We start from the raw sequence: 16,965 nt of genomic DNA, 5'->3' as shown, positions 1-16,965 counted from the left end.
CGGAGTGTCATTCACCATAGATGTTGACTGACACGGCCTCTTCGCGAGCAAGCCCGCTCCCACATGGATTTTAGGGTGTGGCTGTAGATCGGCGCACACCCAACCGACTAATCCACACCGCCAGCAATATCACCGACCCGCCGAGGAACAAGCGCCCCAGTTCTTCATGCTGATTCCAGATCAGCAAATTGATCAGCAACCCCACCGGCACATGCAGATTGTTCATCACCGCCAAAGTGCCGCCATTGACCAGGCACGCGCCTTTGTTCCACCAGTACAACCCCAGCGCCGTCGAGACCAGGCCGAGGAACACCAGCACGCCCCATTGCAGCGGTGCTTCGGGTAGGAAGTTGTGTTTGCCGAACAGCAAAAACGCCGGCAACGCCACCGCCAATGCGCCGAGGTAGAAGTAGCCGAAGCGCCGATAGTGCGGCAGATCGCTCGGATGACGTGCCACCAGATGTTTGTAAAGCACTTGCCCGGCGGCGTAGGTGAAGTTGGCCAGTTGCAGCAACAGGAAGCCCATGAAGAAGTCCGGGTTGATCCGGTCGTAGCGAATCACCGCCGCGCCCGCCACCGCCACCAGCGCCGCGACCAAGGCCCACGGATTGAAGCGCCGGTTCAGCGCATCTTCGATCAGCGTCACGTGCAACGGTGTGAGGATGGTGAACAGCAACACTTCCGGCACCGTCAGCACCCGGAAGCTCAGGTACAGGCACACGTACGTCACGCCGAACTGCAACGCGCCGATCAGCAACATGCCGCGCATGAATGCGGGCTCGACCGAACGCCAGCGCGTCAGCGGAATAAACACCAGCCCCGCCAGCAACACCCGCACCAGCACCGCGAAGTAACTGTCGACATGCCCGGCCAGGTACTCGCCGATCAAACTGAAGGAAAACGCCTGGATCAGCGTGACAAAAAGTAGATAGCCCATGCTCGCCTCGTTTCGAATGGCGGCGACGATAGCGGGTTTTACGCTTCACTGCGAATCATCAGGTAACACACAAATCCCCTGTCGGAGCGGGCTTGCTCGCGAATGCGGTGTGTCAGTCGCCATCCACATTGACTGATCCACCGCTTTCGCGAGCAAGCCCGCTCCCACAGGGTTTTCTGCACATTCATCAAATCCCGGGCAAAAAAAAGCCCGATCTCGCTAAAGCGTTCAATCGGGCTACAGCACTCAGGAGCAACAAGTGCAAAGGGAGGTTCGATGCGCGTAAAGCCTTGAAGGGGTTGCGCCAGGCCACTTGAACATCAAGGGATTATCTGGCGATTAAAGCCTCAAGCCACTTGGGAAAGCTTGGCGTTGGCCTGGTTCAGACCCTTCTCCTGGAAGTCGCCGCCCAGGTTCATGCCTTCGGCGTGAATGAAGGTCACGTCGTGGATGCCGATGAAGGCCATCACCTGGCGCAGGTACGGTTCCTGGTGATCCGCCGGGCCTCCGGCGTAGATCCCGCCGCGAGCGGTCAGCACGTAGGCACGCTTGCCGCTGAGCAGGCCATGCGGGCCAGTGTCGGTGTACTTGAAGGTCACGCCGGCACGCAGCACGTGGTCAAGCCAGGCCTTGAGGGTGCTCGGGATCGCGAAGTTGTACATCGGTGCGGCCATGACCAGCACATCGGCGGCCAGCAGCTCATCGGTCAATTGGTTGGAGCGGTCCAGGGAAGCCTGTTCGATGTCGTTGCGTTGTTCGGCAGGTTTCATCCAGCCGCCGAGCAAGTTGATGTCCAGGTGTGGCACCGGGTTGACGGCGAGATCACGGACGGTGATCTGGTCAGCCGGGTGTGCGGTTTTCCATTGGCTGATGAAGGTCTGGGTCAGCTGACGGGATACCGAGTCTTGCTGACGGGCGCTGCTTTCGATGATCAGAACGCGGGACATGGGATGTAGCCTCCATCTGAGAATGCTGTAAGTCGATGGAGTGGAGATTAAACAGAGTTATATCGATGAAAAAGCGCAAATAACTGCTATAAAGCATCGATAAATTCGTTTATAAGCTGAGCGAACGCTGCACCTGTGGGAGCGGGCTTGCTCGGGAAAGCGGTGTGTCATTCAACATTTTCGTCGACTGACACACCGCTTTCGCGAGCAAGCCCGCTCCTACAGGGTTATTTATTTAGGCGAGCAGCTCAGGTTGATACGCATCTTGATAATGGTGCGGGTGAATTTGGCCGTGGCGTTCTTGTGTTTGCCGGCGGGCACTTCGATGGTGCGGGTGCGCGGCGATTCCGGGCCGTTGTTGAACACCACCTTGCACACCGCATCCGCGTCGCCGTAGTTGTTCACCTGGATGGAAGCGATGTCGTTATCCGTGTCGTAGGCGTTGTAGTCGATGCTCAGGCCATTGAGCTGTTTTTGAACATCGATCGGATAGGCAAACGCAGTCAGCGGCAGCATCGCCAACACTACACAACAAAACTTTCTCATTCGGCAGTCTCCAATAAGGACCGCCAGCTTAGGACAAGAGGAGCTCATCATGAAAGCGCCCCGCGTGACCCTTGATCAATGGCGAACGTTGCAGGCCGTGGTCGACCACGGTGGTTTCGCCCAGGCCGCCGAAGCGCTGCACCGCTCGCAATCGTCAGTCAGCTACACCGTGGCCCGCATGCAGGACCAGCTCGGTGTGCCGCTGTTGCGCATCGACGGCCGCAAAGCCGTGCTGACCGAAGCCGGTGGCGTGTTGCTGCGCCGCTCGCGGCAACTGGTGAAACAGGCCAGCCAACTGGAAGACCTGGCCCACCACATGGAGCAAGGCTGGGAAGCGGAAGTGCGGTTGGTGGTCGATGCTGCTTACCCGAGCGCCCGCCTCGTGCGCGCCTTGACCGCATTTATGCCGCAAAGCCGTGGCTGCCGGGTGCGGCTGCGCGAAGAAGTGTTGTCGGGCGTCGAAGAAGTCCTGCTCGAAGGCGTGGCCGACCTGGCCATCACCGGCCTGAGCATTCCCGGTTACCTGGGCGCGGAATTGAGCGACGTCGAATTTGTCGCCGTCGCCCACCCCGAACACCCGTTGCATCGGCTGAACCGTGAGATCAACTTCCAGGACCTTGAAACCCAGATGCAAGTGGTGATCCGCGACTCCGGTCGCCAGCAGCCACGGGACGTCGGCTGGCTCGGCGCCGAACAACGCTGGACCGTCGGCAGCCTGGCCACCGCCGCGACTTTCGTCAGCAGCGGCCTGGGTTTCGCCTGGTTGCCCCGGCACATGATCGAACGGGAATTGAAGGAAGGTACGCTCAAGCTGCTACCGTTGGACCAGGGCGGCAGTCGCAACCCGAGCTTCTACCTGTACTCGAACAAGGACAAACCCCTGGGCCCGGCGACGCAAATCCTCATCGAACTGCTGCGCACCTTTGACACCGCGCCGCTGGATGCACCGTTCGCCGCCCCAGAACAAGCCTGACACGGAGTAAACGAATGGCCTATTTCGAACATGAAGGTTGCAACCTGCACTATGAGGAATATGGCCACGGCGCTCCCCTGCTGCTGGTCCATGGGCTGGGTTCCAGCACCCTGGACTGGGAAATGCAGATCCCGGCATTGTCCGCCTGCTACCGGGTGATCGTCCCGGACGTGCGCGGCCACGGTCGCTCGGACAAACCCCGGGAGCGCTACAGCATCGCCGGGTTCAGCGCCGACCTGATCGCGCTGATGGAACATCTGAACCTCGGTCCGACACATTATGTGGGACTTTCAATGGGCGGCATGATCGGCTTTCAACTGGCCACGGATCAGCCGCAACGGCTCAAGAGCCTGTGCATCGTCAACAGCGCCCCCGAGGTCAAGCTGCGCAGTCGTGACGATTACTGGCAGTGGTTCAAGCGCTGGAGCCTGATGCGCGCGCTCAGCCTCGGCACCATTGGCAAGGCCCTGGGCGGCAAGCTGTTCCCCAAACCGGAGCAGGCGGATTTGCGACAAAAAATGGCCGAGCGCTGGGCAAAAAACGACAAACATGCTTATCTCGCCAGCTTCGATGCCATCGTTGGCTGGGGGGTTCAGGAACGACTTTCGAAGGTCACCTGTCCAACCCTCATCGTCAGCGCCGACCGTGACTACACACCGGTCACGCTGAAAGAAACCTATGTAAAACTGCTGCCCGATGCGCGGCTGGTGGTGATCGCCGATTCGCGCCACGCCACCCCGCTGGATCAACCCGAACGCTTTAACCAAACCCTGCTCGAGTTTCTCACCGCAGTCGACACCACTACTCAGGATTACTGACCCATGCTGAAAAAAATCGCCCTCGTCGCCGGCTCCGTACTGTTTGCCGCCAACCTGATGGCCGCCACGCCCGCCAAGGCGCCGCATGTGCTGCTGGAGACCGACAACGGTCAAATCGAAATTGAACTGGACGCGGTCAAGGCACCGATCAGTACCAAGAACTTTCTTGATTACGTCAACAGCGGCTTCTACAACAACACGATTTTCCACCGTGTGATCCCGGGTTTCATGGTCCAGGGCGGCGGTTTTACTGAACAAATGCAGCAGAAAGACACCAAGGCACCGATCAAGAACGAGTCCAAGAACGGTTTGCATAACGTGCGTGGCACATTGTCCATGGCCCGTACCTCCGACCCAGACTCGGCCACCAGCCAATTCTTCGTCAACGTCAAGGACAACGACTTCCTCGACCAGGGCGATGGCTATGCCGTGTTCGGTAAAGTCGTTAAAGGCATGGATGTGGTTGATATCATCGTCAACTCTCAGACCACCACCAAAAGCGGCATGAAAGACGTACCTGCCGTTCCTGTGCACATCAAGTCGGCCAAAGTCATCAACTAAGCTTCACAGGATGTCTTGAGCGGTTGTCGCCCTGCGGCACCGCTCACATTGTTCAAAGGAGAGCCCCAGCGCGGGTGGAGAACCAATGCTTTATCGCCGTTTTGAGAAACTGATCGACATCTTCCGCGACGCACCGACGGCGGCTCCGCCGGATCGGGTTCTCCCCTTCTATACCTATTACCTGAAGCAGGTCTGGCCGAGCTTCGCCGCCCTGCTGATTGTCGGCCTGTGCGCCTCGTTGATCGAAGTCGCGCTGTTCAATTACCTGAGCCGCATCATCGACCTGGCCCAAGGCACGCCGAACCCGAATTTCTTCCAGGATCACGCCCTCGAACTGACCTGGATGGTGGTGGTCACCCTGATCCTGCGCCCGATTTTCTTCGCCCTGCACGATCTGCTGGTGCACCAGACCCTGACCCCGGGCATGACCAGCCTGATTCTGTGGCAGAACCACCGCTACGTGCTCAAACAGAGCCTGAATTTCTTCCAGAACGACTTCGCCGGACGTATTGCCCAGCGCATCATGCAGACCGGCAACGCCCTGCGCGATTCCGCCGTGCAAGCCGTGGACGCCCTGTGGCATGTGCTGATCTACGCCATCAGCGCGCTGGTGCTGTTTGCCGAAGCCGACTGGCGCCTGATGATCCCGCTGATGACCTGGATCGCCGGCTTTATCGGCGCGCTCTATTACTTCGTGCCACGGGTCAAGGATCGCTCGGTGCAGTCTTCCGATGCGCGCTCCAAACTCATGGGGCGGATCGTCGACGGCTACACCAACATCACCACCCTGAAGCTGTTCGCCCACACCAATTTCGAACAGCATTACGCCAAGGAAGCGATCAAGGAACAAACCGAAAAAGCCCAGATGGCCGGCCGCGTGGTCACCAGCATGGACGTGGCCATCACCAGCATGAACGGCCTGCTGATCGTCACCACCACCGGCCTGGCCCTGTGGTTGTGGACCCAATCGCTGATCTCGGTAGGCGCGATTGCCCTGGCTACCGGCCTGGTGATCCGTATCGTCAACATGTCCGGCTGGATCATGTGGGTGGTCACCGGCATCTTCGAAAACATCGGCATGGTCCAGGACGGTTTGCGCACCATTGCCCAACCGGTCAGCGTCAACGATCACGAGCATGCCAAGCCACTGGCGGTGGCCAACGGCGAAGTGCGCTTCGAGCACGTCGACTTCCACTACGGCAAGAAGAGCGGGATCATCGGCGGCCTCAACCTGACCATCAAACCCGGCGAGAAAATCGGCCTGATCGGCCCGTCCGGCGCCGGCAAGTCAACCTTGGTCAACCTGCTGTTGCGCCTCTACGACGTCGAAGGCGGGCGCATCCTGATCGATGGCCAGAACATTGCCGAAGTCGGCCAGGAAAGCCTGCGCGAGCGCATCGGCATGATCACCCAGGACACGTCGCTGCTGCACCGTTCGATCCGCGACAATCTGCTTTATGGTCGGCCCGACGCCACCGACGCCGAACTTTGGGAAGCCGTGCACAAGGCCCGGGCCGACCAATTTATCCCGTTACTCTCGGACGCCGAAGGCCGCACCGGTTTCGATGCGCACGTGGGTGAGCGCGGGGTGAAACTTTCCGGTGGCCAGCGTCAGCGGATCGCCATCGCCCGGGTGCTGCTCAAGGACGCGCCGATTCTGATCATGGACGAAGCCACCTCGGCGCTGGACTCGGAAGTCGAAGCGGCGATCCAGGAAAGCCTGGAAACCCTGATGCAAGGCAAAACCGTGATCGCCATCGCCCACCGGCTCTCGACCATCGCCCGGATGGATCGGCTGGTGGTGCTGGAAAACGGCAAGATCGCCGAAACCGGCAGTCACGCCGAACTGCTGGCCCATGGCGGGTTGTATGCACGGTTGTGGGCGCACCAGACGGGTGGGTTTGTCGGCATTGATTGAACAAACCCGGACCCTGTGGGAGCGGGCTTGCTCGCGAAGGCGGTGTGTCAGGCAACATTGATATCGACTGACACTCCCTCTTCGCGAGCAAGCCCGCTCCCACAGTTAGATCTGCGACACACCAGAAACCGCCACAGCCCTCTAACCACGGGCCCTGGCGGTTTTTTCACGCGCGCTGGAATTCCCCTAAAACCCTGCTGTACTCAGCCAAGGTTCTGGAGATGAACCTGTCGTAAATCTGCAGGAAGCATCACGCGATACAGTCTCGATAGGTCGCCTATCAAGGACGCTCTCATGTCTCTGTTCAAACGTTCAGTCACTGAGTTGTTAGGTACGTTCTGGCTGGTGTTGGGTGGGTGCGGCAGTGCGGTGTTGGCCGCGTCTTCGCCGTTGGGTATCGGAGTGCTGGGGGTGGCCCTGGCGTTTGGTCTGACCGTGCTGACCATGGCGTTCGCCATTGGCCATATTTCTGGATGTCATCTCAACCCCGCCGTATCGGTCGGGCTGTTCGTCGGTGGTCGATTTCCTGCCAGGGAGCTGCCGGCCTACATCATCGCCCAGGTGATTGGCGGAATTATCGCGGCGGCATTGCTCTACTACATCGCCAGCGGCAAGGAAGGCTTCGACCTGTCAGCGGGGCTGGCCTCCAACGGCTACGGTGAGCACTCACCCGGCAAATACACGCTGGCCGCAGGCTTCGTGTGTGAGCTGGTGATGACGGCGATGTTCGTGCTGATCATCCTCGGCGCCACCGACAAACGCGCCCCGGCAGGACTCGCACCGATCGCCATCGGCCTGGCCCTGACGCTGATCCACTTGATCTCGATTCCTGTCACCAACACCTCGGTCAACCCGGCCCGCAGCACCGGCCCGGCATTGATGGTGGGCGGCTGGGCCATCGCGCAGTTGTGGATGTTCTGGGTCGCGCCGTTGCTGGGGGCGGTGGTTGGCGGGGTGACTTATCGCTGGCTGGGCAAGGAAGGCAACTGAGCGATTGGACGAGGATTTGTCATGTCTGCAGGCATGGCAATCCTCGCTTCCTCGACATGTTTCAGTAACTCGCGCAAAACCACTAAGTGCGCGACACTTTATTAATCAACTTTTATTCAATAAACACAACTTGCAAAACCCTCACACAAACAGAAGCAAACATCACTTAGCCCTTATTTAAAGTCATTGTTAATATCCCGCCCCTTGAACCACTGGTTCAATACATCAGACAAACAACCGGAAAACATTCATGATCAAAAAGATTTTGGCCCTTAGCGTATTGCTGAACATCGGGCTGTTTCAAGGTGCGGCCTTCGCGGAGAGCAAAGGGCCCTTCGTTGAGGAAAGCACTCCCCACCATGGCGCCATGCTGCCTCCCGTACCAAGGTGCCCGCCAGGCTACACCTGGAATTCTTTGCAGAACACCTGCACCCGTTAAACACCTACTAAAATCAATTTCCAGCCAATAGCCCTGAAACAAAAGATCAAAAAGCCTGGCTCACTTAAGTAAACACCCAAGTATTCAGCAGGCACTTAATCTTTCTGAAACATCGCGCCCCTAACAATAGGGGCCGGTGTACTTCCCGCTTACACCAAACAGTTCCTGAAGCGAACGAATACAATATTAATGAATCGTCAAACCTGCCGATAAGGCAACGCCGTTCTAGCCTCCTCGGCATACGCCAACACCCCGACACGCTCCTGCTGCAAGAAGTCTTTGACCGCCGCTTTCAACCCCGGATGACGCAAGTAGTGCCAGGAATGAGTAATCACCGGCTCGAACCCGCGAATCAACTTGTGCTCACCCTGGGCACCCGCGTCAAAACGCTGGAAGCCGTTAGCAATCGCATAATCCATGCCCTGGTAGAAACACGTCTCGAAATGCAAACGGTCGTACTCCGCCAGGCAGCCCCAGTAACGACCATAAAAGCTGTCGCCACCCACCAGACTGAACGCCATGGCCACCGGTCGTGAGCCTTGCTTGGCCAGCACCACACGAATCGACTCGGGCATGCGCTCGGCCAACAGGCTGAAGAATTCTCGCGTCAGGTATGGCGTTTGCCGACGCACCGCGTAGGTATTGGCGTAGCAGGCGTAGACGAAATCCCACTGCGCCTGGGTCAGTTGCGCGCCCTCAAGCCATTCGAACTCGATGCCCTGCCCCGCCACTTGCTCGCGCTCCTTGCGCATCTGCTTGCGCTTGCGGGAACTGAGCGCGTCGAGGAAATCCTGAAAGTCCCGATAACCACGGTTCTGCCAGTGGTACTGACAACCGATGCGCTGCAACCAGCCCGGCTGTTCGGCCAGCGCGGCGTCGGTGAACGGGTCGGTGAAATTGATGTGCGCGCTGGAAAGTTCTTCGATTTCCAGATAGCCCGGCAGGCTGTTCAGCAGCTCGAAACCATCCTCCACGTTGGCCGCCAACAAGCGCGGGCCGCTGACCGGGCTGAACGGCACGGCGGTCAACAGCTTGGGGTAATACTCGATGCCGGCGCGGGCGCAAGCGTCGGCCCAGCCGTGATCAAACACGTACTCACCGTAGGAATGCCATTTGCGGTAACTGGGTAATGCCGCGATCAAACGATCGCCTTCGATATGCAGCAGATGCTCGGGCTGCCAGCCGGAATGCGGGCCGACGCTGCCACTGTCTTCCAGCGCACTGAGAAAGGCGTGGCGCAGAAACGGCTGACTTTCAGGTACCAGCGCGTCCCACGTCTGGGGCGCGATTTCGGACAGACTTTCCAGACATTGCAGCGGCATCGGCATTCTCACAGTTCGTTGCATGACAGCCTGGCGAGTATCGCCTATTGCCACCTATTCCACACCCGTCATCCGCCGACAGCGCTCTAGAACGAAGGTTCATGAAAGATTTGTATCGTCATCGAGACGCCATCACTTTGCCACTGCACTGTCATAAACCATCGCGATACTGGCGCCTGTTTTTAGAGCGCCGGGTTCTACCCGGTCACTGTTTTCCGTCCTCAACGGTCGGTTGTGTCCTGGATGGCTCAGTCATCCCTTTCATCTTCGGAGATTGATATGCGTCTTGCTTCCACGAAAACTGCGGCGGCCCTGTGTGGCGGCCTGCTGCTGGCCATGAGTGTTCCGGCGAGCGCCGCAGTCGACGCCAAACTGCTCGACATGCTCAAGGCGAATGGCTCGATTTCCCAGGCGCAATACGCCGAATTGCAAGCCGAACTGGCTCGGGATCAGAAAGACCAGCAGATCGCCCGCCAGGCTCAGCAAGAGACCAATGAACAGATCGCGGCAACCGCGAAGAAAACCAACGAGCTGAGCACTTTCGACCAGAAACTGGCATGGGCCGCCAAGACCCAATTCAAGGGTGACGTGCGTTTCCGTGAAGAAACCGTGCACAACGATGGTGTTTCGAACAACAAAGACCAGGACCGCCAGCGCATTCGTGTGCGCCTGGGTGCCTACAGCGAAATCAACCCGCAAGTCGACACCGGTATCCGTATCGCCACCGGCAACAACGACGACGCTCGCTCCACCAACCAGAGCCTGGACGGTTACTTCGACAAGAAGTCGATCTGGCTGGATCAGGGCTACGTGGACTACCACCCTGACTTCATCAAGAACCTGCACGTCGTTGGCGGCAAGATGCCACAACAATGGGTGAGCATGGGTGACATCATCTGGGATAGCGACATCAGCCCGGAAGGTCTGGCACTCACCTACAAATACCCGTTGGGCGGCAGCACCGAGCTGTTCGGCAGCGCCGGCCACTACACCCTCAAGGACAACGTCGACGGCGACGGCGTGCAGTTCAAGCACGACCTGCGTCTGTACGCTGGCCAGTTGGGCGCGCGTTTCGCCATCACCGACAACCTGAAACTGACCCTCGGTGGCAGCGTCTACGGCTACGACAACGACGACGACATCACCGCCGGTGGCACCACCACGCCGTCCATCCTGGCCACCAACGGCAACACCCCGAACGAACAATTCAAACTGTACGAAGGTTTTGGTCAGTTGGACGTCGCCGGCCTGCCATTGCCGCTCTCGGTATACGGTCAGTACGTCACCAACAAAGACGCCAGCAACGATCAGGACGCTGCCTGGTTGGCTGGTGTGAAGACCAAGCTTTACGGCTTCGCCGTGGACTACAACTATCGCGACGTTCAGCGTAACGCGGTGGTCGGCGCCTTCACCGACTCCGACTTCGCCAACGGTTTCACCGGTTCGCGCGGCAGCAAGTTGAAAGTCAGCTATGAAATCGACAAGAACTTCGCCCTTGGCGCGACGTACTTCATGGCCAAGTCCGACTTCACCAACGCCACCATCCGGGATTCGGACATCAAAACCCTGCAACTGGATGCCGAAGCCAAGTTCTGATACCCCGCAATACGACCCGGGCAAGGAAGCCCGGGCGCTTCTTTACAGCCTCGCGTTGGTCTATCGGTCCCCATCATCCGTCCGATAACCCAACGCGGGGCTGTTTTCATTCTCCCTGCGTCAGACTCAAACCTTTGTGGCGAGGGGGCTTGCCCCCGTTGGAGTGCGAAGCGCTCCCCTGCATTCTTCCAGTCAGACAGCGTCAGCAGCTTTTGCGACTGCTTCGCAGTCGAACGGGGTGATGCGGCATTCCGACAAGCCCCCTCGCCACAGGTAAACGCCCTAACCACAAATATCCGGCACAAAAAAAGATCGCAGCCTGCGGCAGTTCCTACGCCGATCGGGTTCAACCTCACTATTGAGTTGAAACCCGACCCTGTAGGAGCTGCCGCAGGCTGCGATCTTTTAGAGCGAACTCAGCGCTTGCGCAGAATCACGCTACCAATCGAATACCCGGCGCCGAACGAACTGAGCACCGCCAGCGAACCTGCCGCCAGATCATCCTGATTCTTATGAAACGCAATCACCGAACCGGCGGAGCTGGTGTTGGCGTAGGTGTCGAGAATCACCGGGGCTTCTTCTTCGGTGGCTTCGCGGCCCAGCAGTTTCTTGACGATCAAGTGGTTCATGCTGAGGTTGGCCTGGTGCAGCCAGAAGCGCTTCACGTCGCCGACGTTGAGCTTGTTCTCTTCCAGGTGCGTGGCAACCAGTTCGGCGACCATCGGGCACACATCGCGGAACACCTTGCGGCCTTCCTGCACGAACAGTTTGTCCTTGGCGCCGATGCCCTCTTCCGCCGCGCGGTTGAGGAAGCCGAAGTTGTTGCGGATGTTGTTGGAGAATTTAGTCAGCAACTTGGTGCTGACAATGTCGAACTGGTACGGGGACGTCGCCAGGTCGGCACGTTCAATGATCACCGCGGTGGCGGCGTCGCCGAAGATGAAGTGGCTGTCGCGGTCGCGGAAATTCAGGTGACCAGTGCAGACTTCCGGGTTGACCATCAGGATCGCCCGGGCCTGGCCCAGTTGCACGCTGTTGGCGGCAGCCTGGATGCCGAAGGTCGCCGAGGAGCAGGCGACGTTCATGTCAAAACCGAAGCCTTGAATGCCCAGGGCTTCCTGGACTTCGATGGCAATGGCCGGGTAGGCGCGTTGCAGGTTGGAACAGGCGACGATCACACCGTCGATGTCTGCGGCGGTCTTGCCGGCGCGCTGCAAGGCTTGTTCGGCAGCGCCGATGGCCATCTGGCACAGCACCGACCATTCGTCGTTCGAGCGCTCGGGCAGGCGTGGCGCCATGCGTTGCGGGTCGAGGATGCCGTCCTTGTCCATGACAAAGCGGCTTTTGATACCGGAGGCTTTTTCGATAAACGCCGCACTGGACTCGGTCAACGCTTCGATCTCGCCGCGCGCGATGGCGTCGGCGTTGTCGGCGTTGAATTGCGCGACGTAAGCGTTGAAAGACTGCACCAGCTCTTCGTTGGAGATGCTGTTGGCCGGGGTGTACAGGCCGGTGCCGCTGATGACGACGTTATGCATGGTCGTTTCTCTAATCTGTTCAGGCAGAAAGCGTTGGCACCGACGTACCAACACACAAAGGGTTTTTTCCCATTCCGTGGAATCCAACCTGGCATCGCTTTATTCCGATCCGCAATGCCTGAGAAGGCGCAAAATCGCGGGGCCGGCGTTTATAGGCGCGAAGTTTGCCATAAACGCTGGGGTTTGGCCCCTTTTGCCGGATCAAACACCAGTCAATGTGGGAGCGGGCTTGCTCGCGAATGCGGTGGGTCATTCCGCTTAACTGTTAACTGACCCACCGCATTCGCGAGCAAGCCCGCTCCCACAGGGGGTTTAGGGTTCGACCTGGGTCCACTGTTTGTTCAGGCGCTTATCGGAGATCGGCACCTTGGTCCCCAGTTGCTGGGCGAATAGCGAAACCCGGTATTCCTCCAGCCACCAGCGATACAGCTCCAACTGCGGATCGCGTTTGCCTTCCTGCGCATGTTTGTTGGCGCGGGTCTGGTATTGCGTCCACAAACCGGACAACTCACCAGCCCAGACCCGATCCCGCTGCACTTGCGCGCCAATCTTCTCGAAACGTTGCTCGACCGCTTTCAGATAACGCGGCAGCTCCTTAAGCCACTGCATCGGCGTTTCCCGGACAAACCCCGGATACACCAGATGACTGAGCTGCTGCTTGATGTCGTTCAACGCCACGGCTTGCGCCAGGTCGATCTTGCCCTTGAAGCGCTTCTGCAGACCGTGCCAGAGCTTGAGAATCTCCAGGGTCAGCTTCGCCAGGCGTTCGGCGTGCTCGGTCCAGCCGCCGCGCTTGCGCTCGGCCAGCGACGCCAACCCGGCGCCATCCCGTGGCAACGGGTCTTCGCCGTCGAGAATGCAGCTGTCGAGACTGGCCAGCAGAATGTCTTCGACCAAGGCATCGATGCGCCCCAGTTCGCGGTACATCAGGCCCAGCTCGGTCAGCCCCGGCAACTTGCCCCGCAGGAACTTCGCCGGCTCGGCCAATTGCTGCATCAACAAACGCTGCAACGCACGGCGATGCTGGAACTCGGCTTCGGCGGGGGTCGAGAACCGCCCTTCCTTGACCGTGCCGCCCTCTTCCACCAGCGCCGGATACACCGTCATCGACAGTCCGGCGATCTTCTGCTGGGTTTTCTCGGCGACGGCGGCAAAGACTTTCGGCTCCACCGGTTGCTGGTTTTTCGCGGTTTGCGGCACCGCCAACGCAGCTTGGCTGGCTTCAGCGAAACGAGCGGTCAACTCAGCCAGATCCCGCCCTTCGCCAAGGAACTTGCCCTGGCCGTCGACGATTTCCAGGTTCATCCGCAAATGGCTGTCGACTTGTTGCGAGGCTTCCGCCCAGGCTTCATCGCTGACCCGCGCACCGGTCATGCGCAACAGTTCGCGGCCCAACGCCTGGGGCAACGAGCCCTCGGCGAAGGTCATGCGCTGCAACGCGGCTTTGACGAAGTCCGGCACCGGCACGAAATTCTTGCGCAAGGCTTTGGGCAGGTTGCGCACCAACGCCACGCACTTGGCCTCGATCACGCCGGGCACCAGCCATTCCAGGCGTTCCGGCGGCAACATCGGCAACAGCGGCGCCGGCACACGCAGGGTCACGCCGTCACGCGGGTGGTTCGGTTCGAAGTGATAACTCAGCGCCAGTTCCAGATCACCGATGTGCAAAGTGTCCGGGTAATGCAACGCAGTGACTTCACTGGCCTCGCGGGCCAGTACGTCTTCTTCGCGCATGATCAGCAGTTGCGGGTCTTTCTGACTGTTGACTCGATACCAACTGTCGAAGGTCGCAGTCTGGTGAATCTCCGCCGGCAGTCGCGCATCGTAGAAGGCGAACAGGGTTTCTTCGTCGGCGAGGATGTCGCGACGGCGGGCCTTGGCTTCCAGTTCGTCGAGCTGTTCCAGCAACTGCGCGTTGGCGGTCAGGCACTTGGCCTTGGACTGGATTTCGCCACGCACCAGACCTTCGCGAATGAAAAATTCGCGGGACACCACCGGATCAATCGGCCCGTAATGCACCGGCCGGCGCCCGACGATGATCAACCCGAACAAGGTGATCTGTTCGAACGCCACAACCTGCCCGCGCTTCTTCTCCCAATGGGGTTCGAAGTGGTTTTTCTTGATCAGGTGCCCGGCCAACGGCTCGATCCAGTCGGCGTCGATCTTGGCGACCATCCGCGCGTACAGCTTGGTGGTTTCCACCAGCTCGGCGGTCATCAGCCATTGCGGACGCTTCTTGCCCAGCCCCGACGACGGGTGAATCCAGAAGCGGCGCTGACGCGCGCCTAGGTAGTCACCGTCCTCGGTTTTCTGGCCGATCTGACTCAGCAGGCCCGAGAGCACGGCTTTGTGCAGTTTCGGGTAATCCGCCGGCTCTTTATTGAGGCTGAGCTGCATGTCGCGGCAGATCAGGCTCAACTGGCGATGGGAGTCGCGCCACTCGCGCAGGCGCAAGTAGTTGAGGAAATTCTTGCGGCACCAGTTACGCAGCGGACTGGCGGTCAACGCCTGACGCTGTTCTTCAAAACCGCGCCACAGATTGACCAGCCCGGCGAAGTCCGAGTCCACGTCTTTCCATTGCGCGTGGGCCTGATCCGCCGCTTGTTGGCGCTCCGGCGGACGCTCGCGCGGGTCCTGGATCGACATGGCGCTGGCGACGATCAGCACTTCTTGCAAGCTGCCGAGTTTCGCCGCTTCCAGCAGCATCCGGCCCATGCGCGGGTCCACCGGCAAGCGCGCCAGATTGCGCCCCAGCGGAGTCAGTTGACTGTTGCGGTCCACCGCCGAGAGTTCTTGCAGCAGGTTGAAACCGTCGCTGATGGCCTTGCCATCCGGCGGTTCGATAAACGGGAAATCGGTGATCTCGCCGAGGCGCAGATGCAGCATCTGCAGAATCACGGCGGCGAGGTTGGTACGCAGGATTTCCGGGTCGGTAAATTCCGGGCGACCGATGAAATCTTCTTCGCTGAAGAGGCGAATACAAATGCCCGGCTCGACCCGCCCGCATCGGCCTTTACGCTGATTGGCGCTGGCCTGGGAAATCGCTTCGATGGGCAGGCGCTGGACTTTGGCGCGATAGCTATAACGACTGATGCGCGCGGTGCCGCTGTCGATCACGTAACGAATGCCCGGCACGGTCAGTGAGGTTTCCGCGACGTTGGTCGCCAGGACTACGCGGCGGCCTGGGTGCGACTGGAAAATCCGCTGCTGTTCGGCCGGTGACAGTCGGGCGTAGAGCGGCAAAATCTCGGTGTGTTTGAGCTGAGCTTTGCGCAGCATGTCCGCCGCGTCACGAATCTCCCGCTCGCCGGGCAGGAACACCAGCACATCGCCGGGGCTCTTGCGCTCGCTGCGTTCGAACGCGGCGATTTCGTCGAGGGTGGCGAGGATCGCCTGATCCACGGTCAAGTCGTCCTCGACGCGGTTGCCCTCTTCGTCCTGCTCAAGCGTCAGCGGGCGATACCAGGTTTCCACCGGGAAGGTGCGGCCGGAGACTTCGACAATCGGCGCATCATCGAAATGCTTGGAGAAACGCTCCAGGTCGATGGTCGCCGAGGTGATGATGACTTTCAGGTCCGGGCGGCGCGGCAGCAGGGTTTTCAGGTAACCGAGCAGGAAGTCGATGTTGAGGCTGCGTTCGTGGGCTTCGTCGACGATGATCGTGTCGTAGCGTTCCAGGTAGCGGTCGTTCTGGGTTTCCGCCAGCAGGATGCCGTCGGTCATCAGTTTGATCAGGGTGTTGGAATCGCTCTGATCCTCGAACCGCACCTGATAGCCGACCAGCGCGCCCAACGGCGTCGCCAATTCTTCGGCCACCCGGCTCGCCACACTGCGCGCCGCAATCCGGCGCGGCTGGGTGTGACCGATCAGGCCGTGCTGACCACGGCCGATTTCCAGGCAGATCTTCGGCAACTGGGTGGTTTTGCCCGACCCGGTTTCGCCGGCAATGATCAACACCTGATGCTTGAGCAGCGCTTCCTTGATTTCGTCACGCTTGGCGGCGATCGGCAAACTGTCGTCGTAACGAATCACCGGCAGGCTGGCACGCCGCGCCAACACCTGATCACAGGACGCCTGCATGCGCGTCACCCAATGGGCCAGCTTGGCCTCGTCAGGTTTCTTGCGCAGCTCAAGCAACTGCCGCCGCAGCCGGTGGCGGTCGGCGAGCATGGCGTGATCGAGGTTTTTCAGCAGTTTGTCGATGGAAGGCGATTCGTCAGTCATCAGGTACGCAATAAGTCGTCTAGTGGCGCAGGGGGGCGATTGTCGCAGATTTGTGCGCATAAATGATGGTTCGGCACATGACACAACAGCGTGCCTGATCTTTTCGCGAGCAAGCCCGCTCCCACATTGGATGTGCGGTGTTCACAAATCCCCTGT

General features: G+C 59.6%; 12 protein-coding genes. 6 read left to right on the top strand and 6 right to left on the bottom strand.

All coding sequences use genetic code 11. From position 1 onward, the window contains the following. Positions 1 to 70: 70 nt before the first annotated feature. From ACIQY3_RS05985 to ACIQY3_RS05975, 3 genes are all read right to left on the bottom strand, one after another. Complete coding sequence (locus tag ACIQY3_RS05985) at positions 71 to 937, bottom strand: carboxylate/amino acid/amine transporter (protein ID WP_403017983.1); 867 nt, start codon at positions 935 to 937, stop codon at positions 71 to 73. Between the two features lie 347 nt (positions 938 to 1,284). After that, positions 1,285 to 1,884 (bottom strand): FMN-dependent NADH-azoreductase, encoded by a 600-nt coding sequence (locus ACIQY3_RS05980; protein ID WP_403017982.1) that lies wholly within the window; start codon positions 1,882 to 1,884, stop codon positions 1,285 to 1,287. Between the two features lie 231 nt (positions 1,885 to 2,115). Further along, positions 2,116 to 2,430, bottom strand: a complete 315-nt coding sequence (locus ACIQY3_RS05975; RefSeq protein WP_403017981.1) for a 3-phosphoglycerate kinase — start codon at positions 2,428 to 2,430, stop codon at positions 2,116 to 2,118. A gap of 49 nt (positions 2,431 to 2,479) precedes the next feature. Here ACIQY3_RS05975 and ACIQY3_RS05970 point away from each other — a divergent pair, with 49 nt between their 5' ends. The 5 genes from ACIQY3_RS05970 to aqpZ all read left to right on the top strand — a co-directional run bounded on the left by ACIQY3_RS05970 (position 2,480) and on the right by aqpZ (position 7,690). Then, positions 2,480 to 3,403 carry a LysR family transcriptional regulator gene (locus tag ACIQY3_RS05970; protein ID WP_123410624.1) on the top strand — a complete coding sequence of 308 codons (924 nt, stop codon included), beginning with the start codon at positions 2,480 to 2,482 and terminating at the stop codon, positions 3,401 to 3,403. A gap of 14 nt (positions 3,404 to 3,417) precedes the next feature. Beyond that, positions 3,418 to 4,221, top strand: coding sequence for an alpha/beta fold hydrolase (locus ACIQY3_RS05965; RefSeq protein WP_403017980.1), 804 nt, complete (start codon positions 3,418 to 3,420; stop codon positions 4,219 to 4,221). 3 nt (positions 4,222 to 4,224) lie between these two features. Next, positions 4,225 to 4,782 carry a peptidylprolyl isomerase gene (locus ACIQY3_RS05960; protein WP_123410622.1) on the top strand — a complete coding sequence of 186 codons (558 nt, stop codon included), beginning with the start codon at positions 4,225 to 4,227 and terminating at the stop codon, positions 4,780 to 4,782. An 85-nt stretch (positions 4,783 to 4,867) separates the two neighbouring features. Further along, entirely contained in the window at positions 4,868 to 6,700 is a 1,833-nt protein-coding gene (locus tag ACIQY3_RS05955; protein ID WP_403017979.1) for an ABC transporter ATP-binding protein, read from the top strand. A gap of 294 nt (positions 6,701 to 6,994) precedes the next feature. Next, positions 6,995 to 7,690, top strand: a complete 696-nt coding sequence (gene aqpZ, locus ACIQY3_RS05950; protein ID WP_403017978.1) for an aquaporin Z — start codon at positions 6,995 to 6,997, stop codon at positions 7,688 to 7,690. A 636-nt stretch (positions 7,691 to 8,326) separates the two neighbouring features. On the opposite strand, the gene ACIQY3_RS05945 is transcribed toward aqpZ, so the two are convergent. Beyond that, positions 8,327 to 9,451 carry a GNAT family N-acetyltransferase gene (locus ACIQY3_RS05945; RefSeq protein WP_403018134.1) on the bottom strand — a complete coding sequence of 375 codons (1,125 nt, stop codon included), beginning with the start codon at positions 9,449 to 9,451 and terminating at the stop codon, positions 8,327 to 8,329. 279 nt (positions 9,452 to 9,730) lie between these two features. Between ACIQY3_RS05945 and ACIQY3_RS05940 the strand changes: the two genes are divergently transcribed. Beyond that, positions 9,731 to 11,047 (top strand): putative porin, encoded by a 1,317-nt coding sequence (locus ACIQY3_RS05940; protein WP_403017977.1) that lies wholly within the window; start codon positions 9,731 to 9,733, stop codon positions 11,045 to 11,047. A gap of 416 nt (positions 11,048 to 11,463) precedes the next feature. Here the strand turns inward: ACIQY3_RS05940 and ACIQY3_RS05935 are convergent, their stop codons facing one another. Further along, positions 11,464 to 12,585: a beta-ketoacyl-ACP synthase III gene (locus ACIQY3_RS05935; protein ID WP_403017976.1), complete on the bottom strand. Its 1,122-nt coding sequence runs from the start codon at positions 12,583 to 12,585 to the stop codon at positions 11,464 to 11,466. A gap of 312 nt (positions 12,586 to 12,897) precedes the next feature. Continuing rightward, positions 12,898 to 16,809, bottom strand: coding sequence for an ATP-dependent RNA helicase HrpA (gene hrpA / locus ACIQY3_RS05930; RefSeq protein ID WP_403017975.1), 3,912 nt, complete (start codon positions 16,807 to 16,809; stop codon positions 12,898 to 12,900). Positions 16,810 to 16,965 lie beyond the last annotated feature (156 nt).

The organism is Pseudomonas sp. NPDC096950 (genome assembly GCF_044762525.1).
Lineage (GTDB): Bacteria > Pseudomonadota > Gammaproteobacteria > Pseudomonadales > Pseudomonadaceae > Aquipseudomonas.
The sequence above is the reverse complement of the archived record's forward strand: the minus strand, read 5'-3'. Positions and strand labels throughout refer to the sequence as shown.

Coding starts and splice junctions, on each gene's coding strand:
- ACIQY3_RS05985 (WP_403017983.1), bottom strand. CDS start 937: ATGGGCTATCTACTTTTTGTCACGCTGATCCAGGCGTTTTCCTTCAGT.
- aqpZ (WP_403017978.1), top strand. CDS start 6,995: ATGTCTCTGTTCAAACGTTCAGTCACTGAGTTGTTAGGTACGTTCTGG.
- ACIQY3_RS05980 (WP_403017982.1), bottom strand. CDS start 1,884: ATGTCCCGCGTTCTGATCATCGAAAGCAGCGCCCGTCAGCAAGACTCG.
- ACIQY3_RS05955 (WP_403017979.1), top strand. CDS start 4,868: ATGCTTTATCGCCGTTTTGAGAAACTGATCGACATCTTCCGCGACGCA.
- ACIQY3_RS05960 (WP_123410622.1), top strand. CDS start 4,225: ATGCTGAAAAAAATCGCCCTCGTCGCCGGCTCCGTACTGTTTGCCGCC.
- ACIQY3_RS05935 (WP_403017976.1), bottom strand. CDS start 12,585: ATGCATAACGTCGTCATCAGCGGCACCGGCCTGTACACCCCGGCCAAC.
- ACIQY3_RS05945 (WP_403018134.1), bottom strand. CDS start 9,451: ATGCCGCTGCAATGTCTGGAAAGTCTGTCCGAAATCGCGCCCCAGACG.
- hrpA (WP_403017975.1), bottom strand. CDS start 16,809: ATGACTGACGAATCGCCTTCCATCGACAAACTGCTGAAAAACCTCGAT.
- ACIQY3_RS05970 (WP_123410624.1), top strand. CDS start 2,480: ATGAAAGCGCCCCGCGTGACCCTTGATCAATGGCGAACGTTGCAGGCC.
- ACIQY3_RS05965 (WP_403017980.1), top strand. CDS start 3,418: ATGGCCTATTTCGAACATGAAGGTTGCAACCTGCACTATGAGGAATAT.
- ACIQY3_RS05975 (WP_403017981.1), bottom strand. CDS start 2,430: ATGAGAAAGTTTTGTTGTGTAGTGTTGGCGATGCTGCCGCTGACTGCG.
- ACIQY3_RS05940 (WP_403017977.1), top strand. CDS start 9,731: ATGCGTCTTGCTTCCACGAAAACTGCGGCGGCCCTGTGTGGCGGCCTG.